22 protein-coding genes and 2 riboswitches are annotated in these 25,360 nt (G+C 44.8%); of the genes, 9 read left to right on the top strand and 13 right to left on the bottom strand.

Features of this window, described 5'->3' with window-relative positions:
- Positions 1–10: 10 nt before the first annotated feature.
- The 5 genes from H6G17_RS11140 (at position 11) to H6G17_RS11160 (ending at position 5,981) form a co-directional block, all read left to right on the top strand.
- On the top strand, positions 11–250 hold the full coding sequence (locus H6G17_RS11140) for a HepT-like ribonuclease domain-containing protein (RefSeq protein ID WP_199316647.1): 240 nt from the start codon (positions 11–13) through the stop codon (positions 248–250).
- Between the two features lie 71 nt (positions 251–321).
- Positions 322–954: a TenA family transcriptional regulator gene (locus H6G17_RS11145; protein ID WP_192157071.1), complete on the top strand. Its 633-nt coding sequence runs from the start codon at positions 322–324 to the stop codon at positions 952–954.
- Between the two features lie 233 nt (positions 955–1,187).
- A complete protein-coding gene (locus tag H6G17_RS11150) occupies positions 1,188–3,614 on the top strand; it encodes a response regulator (RefSeq protein WP_192157073.1) in 2,427 nt (808 codons plus the stop codon).
- A complete protein-coding gene (locus tag H6G17_RS11155; protein ID WP_192157075.1) occupies positions 3,611–4,084 on the top strand; it encodes a response regulator in 474 nt (157 codons plus the stop codon). The genes H6G17_RS11150 and H6G17_RS11155 overlap by 4 nt, the downstream gene beginning before the upstream one ends.
- Positions 4,074–5,981: a response regulator gene (locus tag H6G17_RS11160; protein ID WP_192157077.1), complete on the top strand. Its 1,908-nt coding sequence runs from the start codon at positions 4,074–4,076 to the stop codon at positions 5,979–5,981. Before H6G17_RS11155 ends, H6G17_RS11160 begins: the two co-directional genes overlap by 11 nt.
- Positions 5,982–6,020: 39 nt before the next feature.
- Here H6G17_RS11160 and H6G17_RS11165 read toward each other — a convergent pair whose 3' ends face one another.
- From H6G17_RS11165 to H6G17_RS11190, 6 genes are all read right to left on the bottom strand, one after another.
- Positions 6,021–6,794: an ABC transporter permease gene (locus H6G17_RS11165; RefSeq protein ID WP_192157079.1), complete on the bottom strand. Its 774-nt coding sequence runs from the start codon at positions 6,792–6,794 to the stop codon at positions 6,021–6,023.
- Positions 6,787–7,716 (bottom strand): ABC transporter ATP-binding protein, encoded by a 930-nt coding sequence (locus tag H6G17_RS11170; protein WP_192157081.1) that lies wholly within the window; start codon positions 7,714–7,716, stop codon positions 6,787–6,789. Before H6G17_RS11170 ends, H6G17_RS11165 begins: the two co-directional genes overlap by 8 nt.
- A 46-nt stretch (positions 7,717–7,762) precedes the next feature.
- Positions 7,763–8,791, bottom strand: a complete 1,029-nt coding sequence (locus H6G17_RS11175; RefSeq protein WP_192157083.1) for an NAD-dependent epimerase/dehydratase family protein — start codon at positions 8,789–8,791, stop codon at positions 7,763–7,765.
- 80 nt (positions 8,792–8,871) lie between these two features.
- Positions 8,872–9,474 carry an ATP-dependent Clp protease proteolytic subunit gene (locus H6G17_RS11180; RefSeq protein ID WP_192157085.1) on the bottom strand — a complete coding sequence of 201 codons (603 nt, stop codon included), beginning with the start codon at positions 9,472–9,474 and terminating at the stop codon, positions 8,872–8,874.
- Positions 9,475–9,581: 107 nt separating this feature from the next.
- Positions 9,582–10,202 (bottom strand): SRPBCC domain-containing protein, encoded by a 621-nt coding sequence (locus H6G17_RS11185; RefSeq protein WP_192157087.1) that lies wholly within the window; start codon positions 10,200–10,202, stop codon positions 9,582–9,584.
- The gene (locus H6G17_RS11190) at positions 10,187–10,522 is read right to left on the bottom strand and encodes a metalloregulator ArsR/SmtB family transcription factor (protein WP_192157089.1); all 336 of its coding nucleotides are present in this window, start codon (positions 10,520–10,522) and stop codon (positions 10,187–10,189) included. The genes H6G17_RS11185 and H6G17_RS11190 overlap by 16 nt, the downstream gene beginning before the upstream one ends.
- Before the next feature lie 442 nt (positions 10,523–10,964).
- On the opposite strand from H6G17_RS11190, the gene H6G17_RS11195 reads away from it, so the two are divergent.
- Positions 10,965–12,209, top strand: a complete 1,245-nt coding sequence (locus H6G17_RS11195; protein WP_192157091.1) for a sulfite oxidase — start codon at positions 10,965–10,967, stop codon at positions 12,207–12,209.
- A gap of 56 nt (positions 12,210–12,265) precedes the next feature.
- On the opposite strand, the gene H6G17_RS11200 is transcribed toward H6G17_RS11195, so the two are convergent.
- The 7 genes from H6G17_RS11200 to H6G17_RS11230 all read right to left on the bottom strand — a co-directional run bounded on the left by H6G17_RS11200 (position 12,266) and on the right by H6G17_RS11230 (position 21,838).
- Positions 12,266–13,447, bottom strand: coding sequence for a substrate-binding domain-containing protein (locus H6G17_RS11200; protein ID WP_192157093.1), 1,182 nt, complete (start codon positions 13,445–13,447; stop codon positions 12,266–12,268).
- Positions 13,448–13,544: 97 nt separating this feature from the next.
- Positions 13,545–14,051, bottom strand: coding sequence for a hypothetical protein (locus tag H6G17_RS11205; protein WP_192157095.1), 507 nt, complete (start codon positions 14,049–14,051; stop codon positions 13,545–13,547).
- Between the two features lie 161 nt (positions 14,052–14,212).
- Positions 14,213–15,370, bottom strand: a complete 1,158-nt coding sequence (locus tag H6G17_RS11210; RefSeq protein ID WP_192157097.1) for a substrate-binding domain-containing protein — start codon at positions 15,368–15,370, stop codon at positions 14,213–14,215.
- Positions 15,371–15,440: 70 nt separating this feature from the next.
- Entirely contained in the window at positions 15,441–17,219 is a 1,779-nt protein-coding gene (locus H6G17_RS11215) for an Nramp family divalent metal transporter (RefSeq protein ID WP_192157099.1), read from the bottom strand.
- Between the two features lie 235 nt (positions 17,220–17,454).
- Positions 17,455–19,572 (bottom strand): magnesium chelatase subunit D family protein, encoded by a 2,118-nt coding sequence (locus H6G17_RS11220; protein ID WP_192157101.1) that lies wholly within the window; start codon positions 19,570–19,572, stop codon positions 17,455–17,457.
- 144 nt (positions 19,573–19,716) lie between these two features.
- Positions 19,717–20,301, bottom strand: coding sequence for a hypothetical protein (locus H6G17_RS11225; protein WP_192157103.1), 585 nt, complete (start codon positions 20,299–20,301; stop codon positions 19,717–19,719).
- Between the two features lie 346 nt (positions 20,302–20,647).
- The gene (locus tag H6G17_RS11230) at positions 20,648–21,838 is read right to left on the bottom strand and encodes a sensor histidine kinase (RefSeq protein WP_192157105.1); all 1,191 of its coding nucleotides are present in this window, start codon (positions 21,836–21,838) and stop codon (positions 20,648–20,650) included.
- Positions 21,839–21,864: 26 nt separating this feature from the next.
- Between H6G17_RS11230 and H6G17_RS11235 the strand changes: the two genes are divergently transcribed.
- From H6G17_RS11235 to ntrB, 3 genes are all read left to right on the top strand, one after another.
- Positions 21,865–22,050, top strand: a complete 186-nt coding sequence (locus tag H6G17_RS11235) for a hypothetical protein (RefSeq protein ID WP_192157107.1) — start codon at positions 21,865–21,867, stop codon at positions 22,048–22,050.
- Between the two features lie 91 nt (positions 22,051–22,141).
- A riboswitch (cyclic di-AMP (ydaO/yuaA leader) is annotated at positions 22,142–22,355 on the top strand.
- A 372-nt stretch (positions 22,356–22,727) separates the two neighbouring features.
- Positions 22,728–24,065, top strand: a complete 1,338-nt coding sequence (locus H6G17_RS11240) for an ArsB/NhaD family transporter (protein ID WP_192157109.1) — start codon at positions 22,728–22,730, stop codon at positions 24,063–24,065.
- A gap of 135 nt (positions 24,066–24,200) precedes the next feature.
- Positions 24,201–24,349: riboswitch (cyclic di-AMP (ydaO/yuaA leader) on the top strand.
- Positions 24,350–24,448: 99 nt separating this feature from the next.
- Entirely contained in the window at positions 24,449–25,291 is an 843-nt protein-coding gene (gene ntrB / locus H6G17_RS11245) for a nitrate ABC transporter permease (protein ID WP_192157111.1), read from the top strand.
- Positions 25,292–25,360: the final 69 nt, after the last annotated feature.

Raw genomic sequence — 25,360 nt, forward strand, 5'->3', positions numbered from 1 at the left:
TTTGTGCAAGATGAAACAACGCGCTTACGTTCGGAGTATTGAAGTCATTGGGGAAGCAGTTAAACAGCTACCGGATGGGTTGCGTCAAAAATACAATACCATTGAGTGGCGGGCTATGGCAGGGATGCGCGATCGATTAATTCACAACTACTTCGGCGTTGATTATGACATTGTTTGGGATGTTGTAGTCAATAAATTTCCTGTATTGGACGCTGAAATTAGGCTAATTCTTGAGCAAGAATATCTGTAAATTAAGGCTGTTAAAGTTAAGGTAACAGTTATATTTAGTCTTTCGCGGCATTATCTGCAACGTCTATTTTTATGAGCCTAACTTGTCAACAATTACTACAAAAATATACTCAAGCATGGCAGGAAGCTACGATCCATCCTTTCCTACAAGAATGCCAACAAGGGACGATTCAGCCGCAACAGTTTAATACTTGGTTGGTACAAGACTATTTATTTGTGATAGATTTTACCCGTTTTCTCGCGAGAATTTTGGCGATCGCACCCCCGCACAATTTCGATATTCTTTTGGCGGGATTGAGCGCCCTTAAAGACGAACTCAACTGGTTTCAAACCAAAGCCGCCGAACGCCAACTGCAACTCAATACTGATAAACAGCCTACCTGCATTGAGTATTGCGACTATATGCAAAGCTTATCTGCAACGCCCTATGCCGTACAAGCTACGGCACTTTGGGCGATCGAACTAGCCTACAATCAAGGCTGGCAATTACCTGGAGCCATGCCCCCACCCTACACTGAATTTGCCGATCGCTGGGGCAATCCCGATTTTACAACTTACGTAGACTTCCTAGAACAGCAAGCAGATGCAGCTTTAAGTAACGCCTCAGAGGAGGTGCAGCAACAAGCCACAACAGCTTTTTTAAATGTTGCTAGATTGGAAAAAGATTTCTGGCAAATGGCGTACACAGTGACCAGTGACCAGTGACCAGTTTATTCTGACTTACGACTTAGCAATTACCAACTACCAACTACCGATGACTAATTGACATTTCATCTTTTTCATGCAGTGTAGCATTTATAACCACCTTCAAAAGGAAATCATCAGTCTTAGGGTAGATGTTTCATTGGAGATCGCGCAAACGTGATGAATTTAATATTTAATAGAGTATAAATAGCTCTGTTAACAGAACGCCAAAAAATTTAGTCTAAGCGTAAGCTATGGACAACGCTCCCATTCTCGATGCTACTACGATTCTGGTTGTAGACGACGATAAACTCATGCGGCAGCACATGCGTCGAGTGATGGAACAGGCTGGATATCAGGTTGTAGAGGCACAGAATGGCGAACAGGCAATAGCGGCTTACACTCAGTTTCGTCCCAGTCTCGTATTGCTAGATGCCGTTATGCCCGTGATGGATGGGTTCGCCTGCTGTCGGCACTTGCGTAGTTTTCCTAATGGCGATAGCGTGCCAATATTAATCGTTACAAGGCTAGATGATGCAGAATCGCTCCAACTCGCTTTTGATGCAGGTGCAACTGATTTTATTACCAAACCAATTAACGACATAGTTTTACGGCAGCGAGTACGGCATTTGTTACAAGCTAGTCGGACGATGGCAGAATTACGCGCCTCTACGGACGCAGCCCAAGCATCGCGCCAACAAGTTACCAATATTTTAGAAAGTATCAGCGATGGCTTTTTTGCCTTAGATAATGAGTGGCGATTTACCTACATCAATCAACACGCCCAAGTATTTCTACAAAAAACGAGATCGGAGTTAATTGGTAAAAATATTTGGGATGAATTTCCCGAAGCAGTGGGGTCTACTTTTGACCAAGAATATCGCCAAGTCAGAGCGCAACAAATTGCAGTTGCTTTTGAAGAGTTCTATCCTCCGCTCAATACTTGGTTTGCCGTTCATGCCTATCCATCTCAAGATGGTATATCAGTATATTTTCAAAATATTAACGAGCGCAAACGTTTAGAAGCGATCGCCCGCACGCGAGAACGAGAACTGGCTGATTTTCTGGAAAATGCCAGCGTCGGCATACACTGGGTAGGAGCAGATGGAATTGTTGTCTGGGCAAACCAAGCTGAATTAAATCTGCTCGGTTACACTCGCGAAGAGTACATCGGACAACACATTGCCAAATTTCACGCCGATCGAGAAGTTATCGACGATATTCTGCAACGTCTTAACGCTGGCGAGACACTGTGCGACTACGAGGCGCGGTTGCTATGCAAAGATGGTTCTATCCGAGATGTATCGATCGGCTCTAACGTTTTTTGGAAAGACAAGCAATTTATCCACACGCGCTGCTTTACACGCGATATCACCGATCGCAAACGAGCCGAAGCCGAACTACAACGCCAAAATTTGCGATCGCAATTATTTGCCGAAATTACCCTGAAAATTCGTCAATCGCTTCAACTGGAATCGATCCTCCAAACTACCGTCAACGAAATTCAAAAGTTTCTCCGAGCAGATCGGGTGATTATTTTTCGCCTATGGTTGGATGGTTCTGGAAATGTCGTGCGAGAAGCTGTGGTCAACGACCATCCAGCGATTTTCGGACAACATATCTACGATCCTTGCTTTAGGGAGGAATACATTCAGAAATATCGACAAGGACGCATCAGCGCGATTCACGATATCGAGCAAGCAGAAATACACGCTTGCCACAAAGAACTTCTGCAACAATATGGAGTCAAAGCTAATCTCGTCGTGCCGATTTTCCTCAAGCGAGAACTCTGGGGTTTGCTGATTGCCCATCAATGTAGTAGTCCCCGCGTTTGGAGCAGTTTTGAAACCGAATTATTGCGTCAACTGAGCGACCAAATCGGTATTGCTCTCGCCCAAGCCCAAATGCTAGCCGAAGAAACCCGCTACGCGCAAGAACTTGCCCGTTCTAACGCAGAACTGCAACAGTTTGCCTCGGTTGCTTCCCACGACTTGCAAGAGCCACTACGGAAAATTCAAGCCTTTGGCAACCGCTTGAAAGCCAGTTGTGGGGATGTTCTCAACGAGCAAGGACTGGATTCCCTAGAACGAATGCAGAATGCAGCCGGACGGATGCAAACTCTGATTGACGATCTCTTAATGCTGTCCCGCGTCACGACTAAAGCGCAACCTTTTGTAACTGTCGATCTCAATCGAGTCGTAAAAGAAGTATTATCCGATCTAGAGGTGAGGATACAGCAGACTGGGGGTAAGGTGGAAGTTAGTTCCCTTCCTAAAATTGATGCCGACCCGGTACAGATGCAGCAGTTATTACAAAATCTTTTGAGTAATGCACTGAAGTTTCACAAACAAGATACGCCTCCAGTGGTTAAGCTTTTCAGCCAACTATTTGATTCCCAACACCAACCAGTTACAGATGGGGCGATCGCCACATCATGTCAAATTATGGTAGAGGATAATGGTATTGGTTTTGAGCAAAAGTATCTCGATCGGATCTTCAATGTCTTTCAACGCCTGCACAGTCGTAGTCAGTACGAGGGTACAGGCATAGGACTAGCGATTTGCCGTAAAATTGTCGAGCGACATCAGGGCAGTATTACAGCTCAAAGTAGTCCAGGGCAAGGAGCTAAATTTACGATCGCTCTGCCAATGAAACAACTCGTAGGAGATAACTCAGAGTGAAAGGGCGACGCACCACTGTCACAATTCTCATGGCTGACGATGACGAAGACGATTGCATGTTAGCAAGAGAAGCGCTGGCAGAAAGTCGCTTGGCTAACGATCTCTATCTCGTGCGCGATGGCGAGGAATTAATGGATTACTTACATCAGCGCGGTCAATATACTGACCTGAAGCTTGCCCCTCGCCCAGGGTTGATTTTACTCGATCTCAATATGCCCAAGAAAGACGGACGCGAGGCACTACGGGAAATTAAGGCAAACCCGCAGTTAAAACATATACCAGTAGTGGTATTGACAACTTCCAAAGCTGAGGAAGATATTTATCGTAGTTATGAATTAGGCGCTAACTCTTATATCACTAAACCAGTCACCTTTGCTTCCTTAGTAGAGGTCATGAGGACTATTGGCAAATACTGGTTTGAAATTGTAGAACTACCACTGCAATCGGTGGGAAACGGACATGGACACTGAGCGAGTCAAAGTACTTTTAGTTGATGACGACGAGGATGATTATGTCTTGACGCGGGACTGGTTGGCAGCAGCTCAAGGCACAACATTCGATTTAGACTGGGTAGATTCTTATGATGAGGCAATAGCGACGATCGCGCAGTGTCAACACGATATTTACTTGCTCGACTACCGCTTGGGCGATCGCAATGGTTTAGAATTGCTTCAAGCTGCCGTAGCTGAAGGTTGTGCCGCACCCATAATTTTACTCACGGGCAAAGGCGATCGCGAAATCGATATCGAGGCGATGAAGGCAGGAGCAGCCGACTATCTAGAAAAAACTCAGTTGAGCGCCCCTTTACTAGAACGTTCTATTCGCTACGCCCTCGAACGCCAGCACACTCAGCAACAAATCCGCGCCCAAGCCGAATTACTCGATGTCGCCACCGATGCCATTATTGTTAGATCGCTAGATGACAAAGTTTTATATTGGAACAAGGGAGCAGAACGTCTCTATGGTTGGCAAGCACAAGAGGCGATCGGGCAAAATCCTAACTTGTTAATCTACAACGAGAGTCTTGTCGATCAGCTGCTAGAGATTCACACAGCCTTAAAGCAAACAGACACTTGGCAAGGCGAGTTACATCAAGTCACTAAAAACGAGAAACCAATTGTCGTCTACAGTCGTTGGACGTTAGTACGCAATCGCCACGCTCAGCCTAAGTCGATTCTTGTCGTCAATACTGATATTACTGAGAAAAAACTTTTAGAAGCTCAATTTTTACGCGCTCAACGTTTGGAAAGTATCGGTACTCTTGCCAGTGGCATTGCTCATGATTTGAACAATGTCCTAGCTCCAATTCTGATGACGGCTCAGTTATTGGAATCTCAGATGCACGACGAGCGCAGTCAGCGACTTTTGCCAATCGTGATTACCAATGCCAAACGGGGTGCGGCTCTGGTCAAACAGGTACTCTCTTTTGCACGGGGTTTGGAGGGAACGTATACAAACTTACAAATCAAGCACTTAATATCAGAAATTCGCCAAGTTGCCAAACAAACCTTTCCAAAATCGATCGAGATTCAAACGAATATTGCCTCTAATTTGTGGTCTGTCTCTGGGGATGCGACTCAACTGCATCAAGTTTTAATGAATCTCTGCGTCAACGCTCGCGATGCCATGCCCAATGGTGGAATGTTAACAATTTCTGCCGAAAACTTTACAGCAGACGAACACTACGCCAGGATGAACTTGGAGGCAAAAGCTGGCTCCTACATCGTCGTTACCGTCAGAGATACAGGTCAGGGAATGTCGCTGGAAACCCAGGAAAGAATTTTTGAGCCATTTTTCACAACCAAAGAACTCGGTAAAGGCACGGGACTGGGACTATCCACTGTCATGGGTATTGTCAAAGGTCACAACGGATTTATTCAAGTTTGGAGCGAACTCGGTAGAGGCACAGAATTTCAAATCTACCTACCAGCAGTGGCAGTTGTAGAATATTATCGGCAGATAGAACAAGACACGCCCTATGGGAACGGCGAGTTGATTTTGGTTGTGGATGATGAAGCTGGCGTGCGCGAGGCAACAAAAACTTCTCTAGAGACTTTTAACTATAAAGTTGTCACTGCTAGTGACGGGATTGAGGCGATCGCCACCTACGCCGAACACCGCGATCGGATAGATTTAATCTTAATTGATATGTTAATGCCTGCAATGGACGGTATTACCACAATTCGTACTATCCAAAAACTCAATCCCCAAACTAAAATTATTGCCACTAGTGGTTTAGCCGCTCAAGACAAATTCCACGGAATCACGGACGTAGAAGTAAAAGCTTTTTTAGCCAAACCCTACACCGCCCAAGAATTATTGCAAACGATGAAGCAAGCTCTGTGTTCGCAACCAGTTGGTTGTTAGTTGTTGATGAGTGGCTAGTGGCTAGTGGCTAGCCACTGATTAATATCCGCCTAAAATTCCGCGTTTCTTTGCTTGGCGTTCTGCTAGTTGGAATAGTCCTATCCCTAGAGCAAAATATACGACTCCATTGATGAAAGCGATCGCTATGTGAGTTAAATTTAGACTTTCTCCGCGTGCCATCAAAGCTCGTAATATTCCTGCACTGGGAGTAATTGGTAATAGACTTACTAAAATTCGGGCAAATCCCGTCGATGCTTCTATGGGAGTAGATAGGAGAAATAATAAGCCAAATTGAAATATTACTTGTAATTGGCTTACCTGCTTAAATAATAAAGCTAAAGCTCCAATTATAAAAGCAATCCCATTCGCTCCCATCAATACAGTTATGAGAGGTAAAATCAAAACTGGAGGAAAATCGAGACGGCTACCAGTTAAGAGCATTATAGTTAATAAAATGCTCAAAACAAAAGCTAATTGTAACGTTATTGCTGCTAGCGAGCGAATTAAAAATACTTTGACAGCCCCGAATTGAGATAGAAAAAGTTGTTCGAGCGTGCCAGTTTGAGCTTCGTACTGAATTCTATTAGCAACGTTGCCCATAACAAATACAACTAAGCTCCAAAGCACGTAGCCAATAACTATTGAATCGAGGCGATCGCCTAATTGAAAACTCGCCCCAGCAACATAGCGAGCGCTCAAAAACAATCCGTAAAAAATTGAAACAGTAACTATAATAATACCAACAACTTCGATTGGATAGCGACGTTGTAAAATCCAAGTTCGTTTCAATTCAGCAAAAAATAACTCAATCATTAATATTATTACCTTGTTTCACAATCTGTAAAAATACTTCTGTTAAATTAGCTTGTTTTTTGACCACAGATTGAATTGGCAAAGGCTGGAGAATAGCAAAAACTTTATAGAGCAATTCCGGGCGATCGATGTAAATAAATTTTCTGGTTTCAATCTCTAAACCAATTGTTTCTAATTCTATCATTCTTGTTTCATCTAAAGCGGCTTCCATTTCAATTTTGTAAGCTGTACCAGAAAATTGTTGAATCAATTTTTGTGTGGGTGCTTCTGCCAAAATCTCGCCTTTTTGAATAATGGCAATTCGGTCTGATAAAATTTCTGCGATTTGTAATTGGTGAGTTGTCAGTAAGATAGCACAACCAGTGGCAGCAATTTCGCGGACGAGAATTTTTACATCCTCAGTTGCTTCTACATCTAATCCTAAAGTTGGTTCATCTAATAATAAAAGTTTGGGACGATGAACTAAAGCTACAGCAAATGCTAATTTCTGTTGCATTCCGCGTGAAAGTTGCTCTACAGGAGTATGTCGCTTGGCTGACAAGTCAAATCTTTCTAAAAGATCTCTTCCGGCAAAACGTGCTTCGCGTCGAGTTAGTCCTTTTAATACGCCAAAATATTCTAAATTTTCTTCTGGAGTCAATCGCCAGTAAAGGTTGCGATTTCCTTCTAAAACTGCACCCAGGTTTTGTAACGCTGAAGCATTGCTTTGAGGATCTTTACCTACAATTCTCACCGAACCAGAATCAGGCTGAATTAAACCCGCCATCATTTTGATACTAGTTGTTTTACCTGCACCATTGGGACCAAGAAAAGCTAAGATCTCTCCTGGGTAGATGGTTAAGGAAACATCCTTCACTGCTGGTACATTTTGTTTGTTCCGGCGGAAAGTTTTTTTGAGATTATACGCTTCTAAGGCTTTCATAAAAAATTAGTGTGTAGGGTGGGCATTGCCCACCTTACAATTGATATTAAAAACTTTTCAAAATTCGATCTTCAGTAGCATAGTCGAGTAATTCTTTTCCAGTCCACGGAGAAATTTCTGTTGGTGGATGCGATCGCTGCCAGTCAATTGTTGTTTCTAGTGCCTGCTCTAGCGTGACGACTTCGCTATAACCGAGTTCCTGCCGAATGCGGCTGGTATCTACCAGCCAGTGCTGAGCCGTGTTGTATGGTAGGTTCCAGTCTGTCGGTAAAGATTCTGTGGCAACAGTTACGATTTTGCCTTGCCAGCCTGCGACTTGTCCAACTCTGCTCAGTCGTTCTGCCTCAGTTAAAACTTCTGCATCTGCAACATGATAAATACGTCCCTTGGCACGTTCGTTTGTGGCTGCCAAAGCGATCGCGTAAGCAACATTCTCTACATACCCGTAGGAACCGCGCCATTGAGCTATACTTTCTGGCAAGGCGATCGCCGGACGGTCTTCATCCATTCGCTTTAAGTAGGGGAATAGACGGTTGAGAGGATCTTGCATCCCGTAAACCATTGGCAACCGTACAATTGTACCAGTTAAATCGGCAGAATTCATCACTACCCGTTCGACCAAAATCTTTTCATAATCTGCCGGAGCGTTCAGCGGTCTTTCAGCCATTTCCCGAAATAAGTGTAGTTGCTGGCGCAAGGCTGAATTTTCAGTTAGGGGAACCGACTCAACTGGAGTCGATTCAATTTGTAGAAACACCGCATAAGCGCGATAGACATCCATACTACTAATAGCAACAACGCGCTCTGCGATACCCTGAAATATATTCATCAACGCGATCGCATCTGCCTCAGTATAGGGAAACATATCGACGACAACTTGAGGCGAAAGACGCTCGAATTCGCTTTTCATCTGGGTAAGCTCGGAGCGATCGCCTAGTAAATGTCGTATACCGTTGGGTAACTCTGCTACTGTTTTTCCTCGATGGAAAACAGTGACTTCATGTCCCATTGCGGACAATTGCCTGACTACAGAAGGACCAATAAAATTTGTTCCTCCAACAACTAAAATTTTCATATTTACTCCTTGACGGGAAAGTCAAAAGTTAAAAGGCAAAATAAATTATTACCAATGACCAATGACCAATGACCAATCAATTACGCAGTCAACTTTTGAATAATATTGTCAATCAATCCATACTCTTTTGCTGCTTCAGCGTTGAGATAAAATTCTCGTTCTGTATCGAGTTTAATTTGTTCTATTGAACGAGTAGTATTAGTAGCAAGTATACTATCAACTGTTTCTCTTAAACGGACAATTTCTCTAGCTGCAACTTCAATATCGCTTATTTTTCCTTGAGCGTTACCTAATGGCTGTGCGATCGCAATTCGGGCATTTGGTAAAGCCGATCTTTTTCCTTTTGTGCCGGAAGAAAGTAATAATGCAGCCATTCCCTTTGCTGTGCCAATACAGACGGTACAAATATCCGCCTGAATTTGAGTCATTGTATCGTAAACAGTCAATGCAGCCGTAACTGAACCACCTAAACTATTGATATATAGAAAAATATCCCGTCCTGAATCTTCCGTATCGAGAAATAGCATCTGTACCACAATTGAATTAGCTATTTCTTCTGTAATGTCACCTCTCAAAAAGATAACTCTTCTAGCTAACAAGCCAGAGTAAATATCAAAATAGCTCTCTCCATATCCTGAAGTTTGAGGAATAAAAGGAATGCTTGACTGTTCGGAAAAACTCATCTTTATAGCCTCCTAATTCAAACTAAAACCTTGCGCCAAGGCATATAGTTATAACTCCACATTTATAATTTTTTGAGCGAGGATGAGAGTAAAAAAGTAGAATTTAGTTACTCCTTACTATCAAAAAAGCTCGCCAAAACATTTGGTAGTCGATCGAGCTTGTCATTCCAACCACCGTTCAGCAAAGAATGGAGAATAACGCTTTCTAAAATTTGAACAACACCAGTATGCGTAGGTAAAAATGGAGAACTTGGAGCGATCGCCTCTACAGCTTGAGTCACTGCATCGAAATCCCTCAACCCCCTTGAGAAGGGGGCATCTGTCCCCCCCTTGTTAATGGGATCTAGGGAAGATCGAGATCTCTGGTTGCAAGTGCGTACCTCCTGTAACTGAGGTGTTGCGTAATTTAACTCACGGTGTTCTAGCTGAAGTTGCGTCCCGCCATCAACAGGTGTCAGCGTCCAAGTCACAATCGAAGGCTGACTCATGTAACTGTCCTGCCAAGTGTAAGAAAGTCGTTTTGGTGGATCGATTTCTAAAACTTCGCAGCAGATAACACCATCTAAACCTGGGAGGGAATGAGTGCGAAATTGAAATTTGTGACCGATATGCGGCTCAAAATCATTATCCATTAACCATGTGGCAAGCGATCGCCTCTCGGTGAGTCCCCGCCAGACTTGCTGGGGTGAGTAAGGATAGAAAACTTTAGTTTTTAATCCTCTGAGCATGGGTTATCCTCCAAATATGCACCGAGAGCGGCTAATTTCTCTTGCCAAAACTGTTCGTAATGCGACACCCACTCCGACACTTGTTTTAAAGGTGTAGGATTTAACTGATAGAGGCGCTGCCGTCCTTCCCGCCGTTGGGTAACTAAGCCAACTTCACACAACACCTGCAAATGCTGAGAAATGGCTGGTAGAGACATGGCAAAAGGTTCAGCCAGTTGTTTGACTGGTTGTTCGCCGTCACGCAACCGATCCAGCAATGCTCGTCGCGTTGGATCGGCGATCGCCTGAAAAATATCTTCCCCCGCAGCGGGTCTACTCATACATAATTAAGCAAAAGCTTAAATATAGAATATATAAGCTTTTGCTTAAATGTCAAGGCGATGGCAGTGCAGAATTTTGTGTCTGGCGATTGCAAGTTGTGACTAAACAGACAAAACCCATCTGCACGGGTGAAAGGTAAAACCAAGACTTTGAATTGCTGATGCTTGCTGCTTTAGTTCGCAAGCCTTGACTTTATCTAAGTAAAAATTCGGATAAATCAGGTAATTTAAAAAGGAAAGAAAAGGAAAAGAACAACACGTTTTTCTTCCTTTTACCTGCTGCATTTTCATACCAGCCTCTTATTTAACTCAAAAACTATATTTAAATTTTTAATGGTTTTTAATGGCTTTCATCTACTCTTTTTAAACAATTGTTTACCTGAGAATTTTGAAATAAGCCTTATATTGTTCTTATTTGTTTGCTCGGCTGGAGATATAAAGCATGAAAGAAGACGATCTGCTAGTCGAAAAAATTTACCAGCAAGCTAGAGCCGATGAATTTGTCTGGCAGAAAGCGAAAACTTTAGGTATGTCGCGCAAGAAATTCCTGCAATTTATGACTGTCGGTGCGGGAATAGCAATTGGTAGCGGTTTACCACGCTTACGCTTAGAAGAACCCGCTCTGGCTGCTGGGGAGGTAGCGAAACCAGTTCCTCCAGAACTTTTTTACGATTACAAAGGCATTCAACAAGAAATGCGTTGGGAAGCCATGTACGACCGAGGCTATCTAGTTCCCAACGAGCTGTTCTACGTCCGCAACCACACGGCTACACCTAAAATCGATCGAAAAACATGGCGCTTGCGGGTTGAGGGATCTGGGGTTTCTCGTCCGAGAGAGTTTACTTACGACGAACTCCTTTCTCTGCCGTCAATCTCGGTAATTCGAGCGCTAGAGTGCGCTGGTAACGGTCGCAGCTTTTTTGAATCCGTCCAGGGAAAAAAAGCCGACGGAGCGCCGTGGAAACTGGGCGCGATCGGTGTAGCCGAATGGACAGGCGTACCTCTGCGGGAGGTTCTGCAACTTGCAGGAGTCAAACGCACTGCAAAAGACGTAATGCCAGAAGGATTAGACGAAAAGAAAGTTCGCCGTCCGATGTCCCTGGCGAAGGCATTAGAGGAAGATACATTGCTCGTCTATGCGATGAACGGGCAAACTCTACCAGCCGACCACGGTTTCCCCATCCGTGCCTTCGTTCCAGGCTGGCTGGGTGCGGCTAGCATCAAATGGGTAGGGCGGATTGAAGTTTCAGAAAAACCTCTGTTTTCCACTTGGAACACGGAAAGTTATGTCTTAATCGGCTCCGACTATCAACCCAATCCCCCTGCTAAAGGCACGATTATCACGGCGCAAAATATCAAAAGTGCTTTCGAGCTAGCGTGGGATGCCAAGATGTCTGCAGGAGAACATTTATTGCGAGGGCGTTCTTGGTCTGCTGGTGGTAAAATTGCCAAAGTTGAAGTAAGCCTTGACGGTGGCAAGACCTGGCAAGCGGCACGACTCCGAGAACCTAACCTTGATGGAGCTTGGGTGAGATGGGATGTAGATTGGAATGCTCGTCCTGGCAAATATCAGCTTCAAGCAAAGGCTACAGATACTAAAGGCAATGCCCAACCTACTTCAGTGCCTTTCAATGCCAAAGGCTACTTGTACAATGCGGTTGTCAGCCATCCCGTGACTGTGAGTTGAGGAGAGAATATTTGCAAGTCGCATGCCGACTTGCAAATATGTTTTGCAAAAAAGTTTTAATGAATTGCTGCAAATCCAGCTTTTTCTACAATTTGCTGTCCTTCGTGGGAAAGTAACAAGTTGGTGTAAGCAACTCCTGCTTGTTCGTCAGGAGTGCGGTCGCGGCGAATGACGATAAATAGACGGCGAGTAATAGGATAAGAGCCATCGCGCAAGGCAGCAACATTAACGAGATTGCCTGCAACAGGGGAGACGTAATTTTTAGAACTACCTCTAGCTACGCCCAACAGATGAATCGATCGCTGTCCGACAGCAATAGAAGCCGAACTGTAAGAGATCGCCCCCGGGGTAGCAGCAACTCTTCGCATGGCTGTGGTGTAGTCGCGCACGATCTTGACATTACGACCCAAATTGTTGACGCGATCGCTCAGCAGTAATTTGAGCGAAGCGTGAACCTTGGGGTCTTGAGAAATAGGCGCGATCGCGCGATCGGGTCCCCCTAGCTGTTTCCAGTTAGTCACTTTGCCCAGGAAAATATCTTGAAGTTGTTTCACCGACAGTCCAGGTAAGGGAATATTGCGGTGGGTAAAAAATACAATGCCATCAATTGCCACTGGCACTTGTTGCAGAGTAAAGTTACGTTCTTTGGCTTTGCGATACTCTGCATCTGATACAGAGCGACCATTTTGAGCAAAACTGAGTTCGCCATCAAGCAACATACCGATCCCCGTACTACAACCTGGCGGAACGTTAACGGGTGGTTCGGTGTAGCGTAAATGGAACTTTGGATACCCTTTGGCAATACTGGAGTGCATTCCGTGGGCAGTCATAGCAGCAAAACAGGTTGCGCCGCCATAATTAAACACACCTGTAGGAACGTTAGGAACATCCTGCATCGACGCATAGGTTTGAATATCCGCCGTATTGGATGCTGTTGCTGGAGGCTGTTTTGTTAGAGGTTGTTGTGTGGGCGTAACAACTGCACTCGGTTTATCTTTCAAAGTAGCAGTTGTATGACTTCTGTAGAACCAATACATCCCACCCGTTCCCAACAATAACGCAATCAGTGGTATGACCGACCAGGGAAAAGCAGACGAGTTTTTAGTTTGAGAATTTTTGGCGGACTCGGTAAAACTGCGGTTGAGAGTGGAGTGGCAACGCTGACAGCGATCGGCATTACTAGGATTATTATCGTAACCGCAGATAGGGCAAATGATTTTAGTTTGATGAACTTTCATAAGAAAGGTGGTGCGTGGTTCACAAGTCACAAGTTACTGACAACTTTGAAGAGACGTTACATGTAACGTCTCTACACTGATAACTGATAACTGACTTCTAGTGGCGAATTCTTTCTCGTTCTCCCGACTCTAAACCGTTGTTACTGCGTCGCTTGCGACCGAGTACGCTTAAGGAAATTAAACGGTAGAGCAAAATTGTACCTAAACCCCAAATGCCATTGAGAATTAAAGCTGTAGCAATACCGTTGGGTTGCCAGCCACCACCGACGGGTTCCCCTCTTAGGGGCATGGCAATGAACCAGCTGACAAGACTAGGGGCGATCGCGCCAAACAGCAGTGCTGTCCCCCAAATTCCCAACCCTTGCCGAAAGAAAGAAACAAATAAAACCAATACAATTCCCCAAACTCCACCCCAAAAGGCGAGAGACCAGACGCGGGGAATGCCGAAAGGTTGTGTTGCTTTAATTGTATAAGCTGTTAATTTAGCAGGTGCAAAACCAATACTATGTAGCAACAAGAGCGCCAGTTGATGAAATAGTAAAACTGATACAAATCCAGCTACAAAAGCGAGAATCAAACGGGGTAAAGGATGATTTTGCGACATAATGCACCTAATTTTATTTATGTAAATTTTATAGGAAGCAGGGAGCAGGGAGTAGGGAGCAGTGACCAGTAATTTCTCCTCAGCTCTCTTTGCCCCACACCCCACACCCTATTTACTACTAGCCACCAGCCACCAGCCACTAGTCACTCACTCCTCATTCCTCACCGAATCGGTACATAACCCGCTCGATCGACGAGTTTTTGACCTTCTGTGGATAGCAGCAGTTTAGCGTAGGCTCTTCCAGCCACTTCATCTAAACTGCCATCCTCGCGATAAACTACGAAGATCCGGCGAATCAGTGGATAGGAACCGTCAAGCAGGGCTTGCTGGTTCACCGTACCATCGGGAGCGACAGCAGGAATATAGTTATGCGATCGCCCCTTTGCCAAGCCGAGTGGTTCGATTGTCTGTTGACCGACTACTAAAGCCTGAGCGCCGTAGCCGATGCCTCCTGGCATTGCAGCAACTTTGCGAATTGCACTAGTAGTATCGCGGACGATTTGTACATTTTTACCAAACCGCCGTTGGGAACTCGGCATTCCTTGCAACAGAAAACTCGTAGACGCTTTCGCATCGGGGTCTTGACTGACAGGAACAATTGGTAGATTCGATCCTCCCAGTTGTCGCCAATTCTTGATTTTGCCACTGTAAATCTCTTGGATTTGACCCAAGGATATACCAGATAACTTCACCCCAGGATGGCTGTAGAAGGCAATACCTCCTAGCGCTACGGGAACCTGTTTGAGAGTGTAACCGCGCGATCGCACTATATTGTATTCCGATTGCTGAATGGGTCGAAAGGATTCGGAGAAACTAATTTCTCCATTAGCCGTCATTTCAATACCCTTGCCAGAGTCGGGCGGGACGTTGAGCGGATCGGTATACAGTAGGCGAAATTTTGGATGGGCGCGGGTAATTTCACTTTGTATGTTCTTGGCACGCAACGCGGCTGAAGCCATAGCGCCGCCATAGAGAAAAACTCCTTCAGGAACATCAGGGACATCCTGTAAGGAGTTATAAAGCTGCCATTCTTTCGGAAAATTAGCTTGAGATGCTAGTGGTTGAGATGAGGGAGGCGTTGGCGGTTGACTGTTCCGCCAGAGAACAAATAACCCTAGTGTGACTAATAGCAGTCCTGCTAAAGGTATGACTGACCAGGAAATGCTATTACGCCTCGATGGAGAATCGCGATCGCCTCCATCAGCAGATTGACTACGGAGGCGAGAGTTACAATTCAGACAGTGAGTAGCTGTAAAAGGGTTATCGTCGTAACCACATTGAGGACAGACAACCCGACGATTAGAACTGATTTGATTCATGACGTTTCCCAATTTGTGAGGGATCGATCTTAATAGAGTAGACGACAACTACTTAGTTAAGAAAGATACATTATCCTCCTTGGGTAAACTGTCCGATAATACTCGGTAAGGCTTGGCAGAAGAAAAAACCGAAAAACACGACTGAGAGTAAAACGATCGCCTCTCGCCATAGCGGCGATCGCAATTCGGCAGGGAGAAATTTGCGATTGACATAGAGAGCGTGCAAACCTAAAAAGACAAAATTTAAGCCTGCAATGTTCGCACTCAGGAGAATTAAGAAAAAAGGCTCGATCCCTGATAAGAGAATAAAAACTCCCCACAGAGTAAACAAAGAGAGGATGCTGTAGTAAACAAAACGAATATCTCCCCCTCGCCAAGCGCGAATGTGGCTGCTGCCCGACCACACCATATCTGTCACCATACGGGCAAAAACATCAGTGATGCCAAGTTGGGTACTGTAGAGAATCCAAAAGCCTACCAACAGAGTAATAAACCACATAATGCTGGTAGTATCTTCCCGCGATAGGTATTGAGCTTGATAGACCGCGATCGCAAATTGGTTGTCAAAGCGAGTTCCAGGCGGAATAAACTGCAAAGTCAACAAGGCTGGTAGTCCCATTCCTAAGAAACATCCCAGCACCCACACACCATATTGGTCGGTAATGGCATACTTCCACCATTCACGCCAACGCTTCTTGTTTTCGGTGGTTAAGGGAAAGACTTTACCCGTGGGAGTCAGAGACATACGGCGACCGCCAATCAGTGCCGGAATGTATCCCACTACGCCCCCCATGCCCAATCCCTTATCGCGAAACCAGTTACTCAGCGTTCCATTTAAGACTCCTCCCGCACCAGCAAAAGCCGCAAAGCCTCCCACTTTCAGCCAATCAACATTAGGCGGAATCGTGCCGAAGCGGAGAAAACCCGTTGCCGCTCGACCCCAAGTCTCGGGTGTAGTAAAACCCAGGGCAATGACAATTAAGAACAGGAGGATTGCCCCAACAAAAAACCATTGCACGACTTCCATCGTCCGCTCAATTTTGGCTCCAAAAGCAACGATCGCCACTGTAGATAGGAACCAGAATAAACCAAATGCTTTAATCGTTTCTGCGTGTTCCGGTCCAGGAATATCGCCGACAAACATCGCAGTCAGAGCCGTAGCCGCCGAAGAAGCCCACCCAGGCCATCCTAGTTGCAAAAACGCCAGGACAGAATAAAAAATTGCCCAGAAGCGGGGTCCTGGTTTAGTCCGCATGAAACCCGTATAGATCGGTTCGCCCGTATACAGGGTGTAGCGGATAAACTCCATGTTCATGAGGACTTGGAGAATAATCGAAGTCGTGGCAATCCACAACATAAAACCACCATACTGAGCCGTCACCGCTGGACCCAGTAGCCATTCGCCGCTTCCAATCGAAGTCCCCAAGAGAATGGCTCCAGGTCCAATCAGAGCGATCGCATTATTAAAACTAAATGGCGGCGGTGCGGGGAGATCGGCAACTTCCCAGGGTGGAAGTTCGCCCGCCGAGATTTTAGAACGAGTGGCGATCGCCTCAGTTCCTCTTTCAGTTGCGGTTGGATCGATCGCTCTATAAATAACTCCTGGGGTATCCACTACATTTGGCTCCACCTCCTCCGAAGAGCGCCATCCTAAAATTCGTAGTCCCAGATAAACTAAATAGCCAACAACGATCCCAGCAGCCAACCAGCCATACAAACCCAACCAGAAAGTGACATCAGCAAGAATTTGTATTCCGTTGCGAACGAGCGTAATGATAAAACCCAGTACCAAGACTGCCGTAGCTACATATATGGCATACTTGGTAGCTGGGTCGCGTACTTTATACATAAGCAGCCACAAATAGCTACACAATCCTCTTAATATATCTGGATTGCTAGCAGATAGAAGTTAAATCTAGTTAAAAGTGTGTGGAGAGAATTCGGAATTGGTGATTTGGTAATGGGTAATGGGTAATGGGTAGTTGGTAAAATTCTTCTTTCTTGTTCCCCTTGTCCCCCTTGTCCCGACTCCCTCCGGTCGCGGGGAAGAGCGAGTTCTTCCTTGTCCCCCTTGTCCCGACTCCCTAACCCCTAATCGCATTAATTGCACTTTTAGCAACACCAGCGATCGCGGAGTCAGTAGCTTTTGGTAGGTGGTAGTATTTTCCTCCCGCAGTTTGAGCTAGTTCTTTAGCAAAACCTGTAGAGATAAATTTATTTTCAGTATCGATGACTAACAGCTGTATTCCCAATCCGCGAATTCTAGCGGCGATTTCCAGTAGTTCTTTCTTGATATCGGGCTTTTCTCCCTCTGGTAAAGGTTCGCCTAGCGATCGCGCCAGAGAAATATTCCCCCGTCCATCGGTAATTGCGACAATGACCACTTGTCCGATATCTCCCGCCATTTGAGCATTCATACCCACCCGTACCGCTTGTGTTAAACCATGCGCTAGGGGCGAACCGCCACCACAAGGCAACAACTCCAATCGTTTCCGCGCCAAAGCGATCGAACGGGTAGGAGGCAACAACACCTCTGCCTGTTCGCCCCGAAACGGGATCAACGCCACTTGGTCGCGATTTTCATACGCTTCTGTCAAGAGTTGAAAAACTGCCCCCTTAGCTGATTGCATTCGATTCAACGCCATCGAGCCAGAAGCATCAACCACAAACACGATCAACGCTCCCGCTTTGCGGACGAGCCGCTTCGATCGAATATCTCCCTGCTCGACGAAAACTCTTTTTTGTGGGGAATTGGTAGTTGGTTGTTGGTAGTTGGTAGTTGGTAGTTGGTTGTTGGTTGTCGCTCCCTCAGCTCCCTTAGCTCTCTTCCCCCTGCTCCCTGCTCCCTGGCGTTCGCGCCTCGCCTTCTGATAGGGTGCAGCTGCTCTTAACGTGGCATCTACTGCAATTCGTCGCACGGGACCTTTGGGTAACATCGGTTTGACGTATCGTCCCCGATCTTCGGAGAAAATTAAACTGCGACTGCCGGACTTCCCCCGCCGCTGTGCCATCTGTGCGAAGTAAAGCACGCTGTCGTCGAGAATTACACCTTCGGCATCAAAGACAAATTCTTCAGGAATGTTGGGCGGTGTTTGCTCGTTTTCAGGTTCTTCCTGTTCGTCCTTCTCTTCCTGCTCCTCCTGTTCCTGGTTAGACTCATCTTCGGTTTCGTCTTGGTTTTGGGGTGGTGGAGGTGGCGGGGGTGGTGCTTCGGGTGGAGTTTGTACGACTGTTGCTCTCGGGACGATGACTAATTCTACGGCGCGACGCAAATCTTCGGCTGTAACTGTGGTTCTGCCTTCTAAAGCGGCGGCGGCTTTGGCGACTCGCACGGCGTAGAGTTCGGCGCGGTGTCCCTGGACTCTAGCGCGTACCGCTTCATCGACTAAATAGGCAATTTGCTCGTGGGTAATTTGTACGTCTTTGAGCCATTCTCGCGCCAAGATAATTTGAGTTTTGAGATTGTCGAGATCTTCGGCGTATTGCTGGAGAAACTGCTGCGGTGAGGTGGTGTAAGCGATCGCCTGTTCTACTGCTTGGACTCGTTCGTCTAGACCTAGCACGCTATCCGCAGAAAGAGCGATCGCGATGCGATCGAGCAGGTGTTCCCGTAACGCTCCTTCTTCTGGGTTATACGTAGCGATAAATAAAGGCTGACAGGGATGCCCAACACTAATTCCTTCCCGTTCGATTTGGTTGCGTCCCTCGGTTAAAACCATCAGCAGTTGGTTGCTAATACTGTCGTCGAGTAGGTTAATTTCATCGACATACAACACGCCACGATGGGCAAGCGCCAGTAGTCCTGGTTGAAATACGGTTTCTCCCTGTTTGACCGATTGTTCTACATCCACCGAACCTAAAAGTCGGTCTTCTGTCACGCCTAAAGGAATTTGTACGAATGGTGCGGGAATCACTTCTGTAGGGGCGCACAGCTGTGCGCCCCTACTTAGTTCGTCGTCCCATTCTTCAGGGCGATTGGGATCGCAGTTACAAAAAGAACCTTTAACAACTTCAATCGGCGGTAAAAGGGTATGAATTGCCCGCGCCATGACTGATTTTGCCGTACCGCGACGACCTGCGATCGCGACTCCTCCCAAACCAGGATCGACGGCTGCTAGCAGCAGGGCTATTTTAATGGCTTCTTGTCCCACAACAGCAGTTAAGGGAAAACTGGTAACGGTTGCAGTAGACGACGCAGGCATGGTTTCAATCTTTGAGCTTCCAGCCTTCTAGCATATCAATTCTTTGTCCCTTACTGAAAATATGACAGTTGACAGTTAACGGTTCAAATTTCTTATAGCTGGTAGAGTGCGTTAATTAACGCACTCTACGAATCTGCTACTTTCTTATAGCGTGCGACTGGCTGTCTCGACTACCGTGTCATAATCTACGTAAGCTTCTACCAACGTGCCTGGTTTTACGGTGATATTTTTGCCTTTAATAAATACGCCAAATACGCTGACAAGTGCTGCCACAGCTACCATAGTTGCACCCCGACCTTTACCATTTTTCTCCACGGTCGATCGCAACGGAATTTTAGTACCATCCACTGCTTCAATTTCTTCCACAGTAAAGTTTAATTGTCCTTTTTTACCAAACATGCGAGCGCGTTTTGCTTCAGTCACTTTCCCAGTCGCCCGCGCTCCTTTTTTAATCAAAATTTCTTTAGTTGGTGAGAGGACATTTGTTGCTGCATAGTAAACAACAATATCTCCCTCTTGGGCTGTCTTTGAGCTAAGTTCTTCAGCTAGTTCTAATTGCAGTTTAGTTCCTGACGCTAATGTTAGCTTTTTCGCCATGAGCATTTGCGATCGCTCTAATTTTAGCTCTGAGTTCCGCAGTTTTAGTGGTTCCGAGCCTGCTGGAGCTAGCCAGATTGTTTGCAATAGTAAGATAAGTCCAAAAGATAAATAACGACGGTTAGGTTTCATTTTTTGAGTTCCTCATGCTTTTTTATAGCAACCTAGTCAATTAAAATATGCTCTATACTTAAGCGATTAGAGCATACTTTAATAGCTACACCCATAATTAAATAACGGCTCGCTTTAACTATGTAGCTTCATTTCTTCTGTAGTTACACTCAGAACGGCATAAATACTTTTGCCTATTTCTGCTAAGCGATCGCAATTATTAATTTAGAAAATTCTGAGGAAAATTGGCTTAACCATAGAAAGTTTTAGCAATTGTCTAATATTTCTTAATTAAGAATAATTAAAATAAGATGATTTCAGCTTAATAGTCAAAAATAATAAATGACAAATAGCCGAGCGCGGAATATTATTTTGTTTTAACTTTGAGCGGAAAAGTCACTGTAAATGTCGAGCCAACTCCAACCTCAGAGACTAATTCAATCTTTCCCTGCAACAGCTTGACTAAGCGCGAAACGATCGCCAGCCCCAAACCCGTGCTGTTGGGTGTGGCGATCGTTCCGGCTTGAAAATAGGGTTCAAACACGCGCTGCTGTGCTTCTGGCGCAATTCCCACGCCTGTATCGGTGACTGCGATCGCCCATCGTTCGCGATCGATCGTCCAACATTTCACCGAAATCTTTCCATCTAGCGTGTAGCGAATCGCATTACTAATCAGATTTGTCACAATTTGCTGCAATCGTAACGAATCCGTGACAACTTCTTTGGGGGCTGAATCTAAATCGAGGATCAATTTGAGTTCCTTCGCTTGTGCCGCAGGTTGCATCATAGCAACAAGCTCGCTTACTAACCCGCGAATCTCGACTGTTGCAGGCTGGAGTTGCATTTGCCCTGCTTCATATCGCGAGATTTCTAAAGCATCGTTAATCAGGTGTAATAAATGCCTACCACCGCTCAACACCCGTTCGATATGATCTATATTGGCGTAGCTATCTTTTACCTCAACTCTGTCTTTCCGCTGTAGGCGCAAAAATAAATCGGCATAGCCAATGATTGAAGTCAAAGGGGTTTTCAGTTCGTGGGCGAGATGAGAGAGATTTTCGCGATTTGCCCGCACCAGCCGCGTTAATTCTTGATTGTTGAGTGTCAGTTGACTTTGTAGCTGTTGTAGTTCTGTCAATCGTTGTTCGGTGTAGCTTTTAAAGCAGCGGGCGATCGCTTCATCAATGACAGTATCAATTAACCGAAAAGCACGAATCACCTCTAACGCTGAGCTTGTCTGTAAGCTTGTCTCAATGGTAGAGAAGATAACATGACGCAGAATTCGATACTCTCGGGCAATTTCCCCAGCCTCAAATCCTTGTTCTGCCCTGATGACACCGTGTTCTAAACTCACCTCTACTAGTGTCTTCAAATCGCTATCTTGTGATTGAGAAAGCACTGTTGCCATTGCTTGAATCACGCGCGGTATGCTATCTTGCAAAGACTTGTACGGCAGTTCGTTAGCTGTTTCAATTTGGTTATCTGCACGAATGGCAGCAATCCAGTCCTTCAAAATCGTATCGCTTTTATCGAGCAGCAGTTGACTGAAATCTTGCATCACTTCAAGCACGCATAAAGATAGGCATGGCAATCTTCAGTTTATCGGAACTTGCCAGATGGTGGAAACACTCTATTGTTCGATACTTCAGCAAGCGATGCTATGGTGCGAGTTCGCAAGTGGTTCGTCCGCATTTCTGCCCCGTAGAGATAGCTGAAAAGCTTTTCGACACCAATAGCGGCTCGATTCATCTACTGAAGATTTTGGCATGATGCTGTTGTAATTGTCTGCAAAAATTGAACGCTATCCGAAATAATTTGACGAATTTGAGTAAGAATGTTAAATTTCTCTTCAATAGTTTGAAAACAGTTAGCCTAATCCAGTGGTGTTTGTGTTGAGGAGTTCAAAACTTTAGTAAAACTGGAGCGGAGGAACCAAAATCTGGGGCTTATCTGGTTCAAAGATGAATTAGCAAGAACGAGTATCGAGTTCAGAGCTTCATACTTCATCCTTGACAAGAAGAACATCTCTCAGTTCTAGCCCGTCAGCTAACTCCGTAGGCGTTGAGAGGAGACTGAAATAAGCAACATTATCAATAATGTTCTGCTTGGTTCAGCTTCCAAGGCTCGTACTGTTAAGCCTGTTGTACCTGCACTTGAAGAGACTGAAAAATAGCAGATGAAAATCCCACAAAGATCGCTGGTAAAAATAAAGCAATTCGCCTTGAAGAATTGTCAGGCGCGCAATGCCCACTCTACTACGCTTGAATTTCAAGCATCAAATAGAACTGCTATAGTTTCGGAATCACAAATAGATGCGATCGCTTCATTACCTTAGCCGTATGTAGCTAGCTACCAATAAATATCAAGCGCATTAGTAGGGTTTTGCATGGATGTAAAGCTCTACAACTTTGGCTAAAATAATTAATAATCAAACTAGTAGTAATCATATGGAAAACTGGCAGGCGATCGCTAGCACTATTACTTTCCTTAGTGTCATCTTTTTCGTGATGACAGAATGGATACACTTGACTATCGCGGCATTTTTAGGAGCATTAATTCTTGTTTTTACAAATGTGCTAACGCTAAATGAAGCAATTGGCTATATTGGTAATAGCTACTCTACTATTGCTTTGTTTTTTGGCGTAATGGTGTTGGTAAGAGCATTTGAACCTACAAAAGTTTTTGAATACTTAGCCACCCAAATTGTAATTTTAGCTAAAGGACAAGGCAAGCGCTTGCTACTGGGAATTGTGGCAATTACAACTCCAATTTGCGCTTTTTTGCCCAATGCTACAACAGTTATGTTACTAGCACCGCTGATTCCTCCGATTGCTGAGGAAGTAGGGGTAAACTTTGTACCGCTACTCATTTTAATGGTATTCGTAGCCAACAGTGCCGGATTACTAACATTGGTAGGAGATCCAGCTACATTTATTGTCGGAGATGCCGTAAACGTCAGCTTTATTGATTACCTCTCGCGCCTCAGTTTAGGTGGAGTTATTGCAGTTATTACTGTGATTGCAATGCTACCATTTCTATTTCGTAAAATTTGGCATAAAGATTTAGAAGATTTAGAACATCTCCCCCATCCAAAAATCAATCATCCTCAAGTTTTAACATTAGGAATTGTTTTGATTGCTGGTGTTTTGATATTCTTTGTTATTGGGGAAATGTTACCAATTCCAATTTCTCCTGCTGCGGTAGCTTTATTAGGTGCAGCTTTAGCCTTGTTACTGTCGCATCATAGCAAAATTGATACAGTTAATAATATTTTGCGAGATGTCGATTGGAGTACGTTAATATTTTTTATGTCCATTTTTGTCTTAATTGGTGGACTAGAGAAAACTGGAGTCGTGACTAGCCTTTCTGGTGTTTTAGCAGTCATTTTAGGGAAAAATATTGCTTTAGGTTCGCTAGCGTTACTCTTCTTTGTTGGTATAGTCTCAAGCGTCGTGCCAAACATTCCTTTGGTTGTGGCAATGGTTCCGTTACTCAAACAGTATGTAGTCAATATTGGTTTAGCATCACCAGCGATCTTAGATAAAAGTTTTACAGGAGATTTACCAGCAGAAGTCTTACCTCTGTTTTACGCCATGATGTTTGGTGCAACGTTAGGTGGAAATGGAACTTTAGTGGGGGCTTCTTCTAATATAGTTGCTGCCGGAATTGCCGAACAACACGGGCGGCGAATTTCATTTAAAACCTTTCTTAAATATGGTTTGCCCGTGATGGCAGTTCAATTAATAACTGCTGCTATATACGTTACAATTCGGTTTTTGATTTAATTGGTCATTTGTCATTTGCGATTTGCGATCGCCACTCAAAAAACTCTAATCGCCGCCTTACTAATTACCAAATAAATACATATATCTATAGAATGATTGACGGTAGAGAAATAGTGATGATATCTTAGGACAGTTAGAGTAAGTCAGCCTAATTTAGTCTTTCATCTGCATATAGATGACACTAAAGCGGAGGAACCAATTTAAGGGGCTTATCTTAGATTTAAGAGGGACATCTCTCAGTCCTAGCCCGTCAGCTAACTTCGTAGGCATTGAGAGGAGACTGAAGAGTAAGCATTATTTCATTAATGTTCTGAACTCATCAGTGTTCCTATCTGGTACTACTCGATTTTACGTACCTGCGATCGACTCTGAGGAGTATCAATATGATATTTCAGTTAAATCTTGCTACTCTAGCAGTAGCCGGACAAGCTGCGTGGAAAAGGGTTAGACCGATTGTTGTCAGGGATGCTGTTCTGTTACCTGCCGCTGGTTTCTTAGGCATCATTATTTTGTGGTGGGCGATCGCTCTTGTCAATCCCGAATTAATGCCTACTCCACCACAAGCACTAGTAGCGAATTTAGACTACATTCTCAACCCATTTTACCAACGCGGTCCAGGCGATTTAGGCATTGGCTGGCTGTTGTTGGCAAGTCTGCGACGAGTATTAATCGGATTTGCATTAGGCGCAGCAGTAGCAATTCCTGTTGGCTTCCTGATTGGAATGTCAAAGCCAGCAATGATGGCACTCAATCCCATTATTCAAATCTTCAAACCCGTATCGCCTTTAGCGTGGTTGCCGATCGCCTTAGCAATTTTTAATTTGGCAGATCCATCGGCAATTTTTGTAATTTTTATTACTTCTTTGTGGCCCACAATTATTAATACAGCCTTGGGTGTTTCTAGCGTATCGAAAGACTATATCAACGTTGCTAGAGTTTTAGAAATGCCACGTTGGAGACAGATAACTAAAATTATTTTGCCCGCTAGTTTACCTTATATTTTTACAGGCTTGCGAATTAGTTTAGGTATCGCTTGGCTGGTAATTGTTGCTGTAGAAATGCTCACAGGTGGTGTTGGGATTGGCTTTTTTGTCTGGGATGAATGGAGTCGCCTCAATCTCAGTTCCGTCTTCCTCGCAGTATTGGTAATTGGCTTAACAGGCTTACTGCTAGACTTCGCCGTTGCCAAAATTGAATCTCTAGTCATCCACCGCCGCCCCGCATAAATTTGCGCATGTAGAGACGTTACATGTAACGTCTCTACTATTTGTCTGGCAAATGACCAATGACCAATG

The sequence above is a fragment of the Chroococcidiopsis sp. [FACHB-1243] genome (assembly GCF_014696895.1).
In the GTDB taxonomy this organism is placed as follows: domain Bacteria; phylum Cyanobacteriota; class Cyanobacteriia; order Cyanobacteriales; family Chroococcidiopsidaceae; genus Chroococcidiopsis.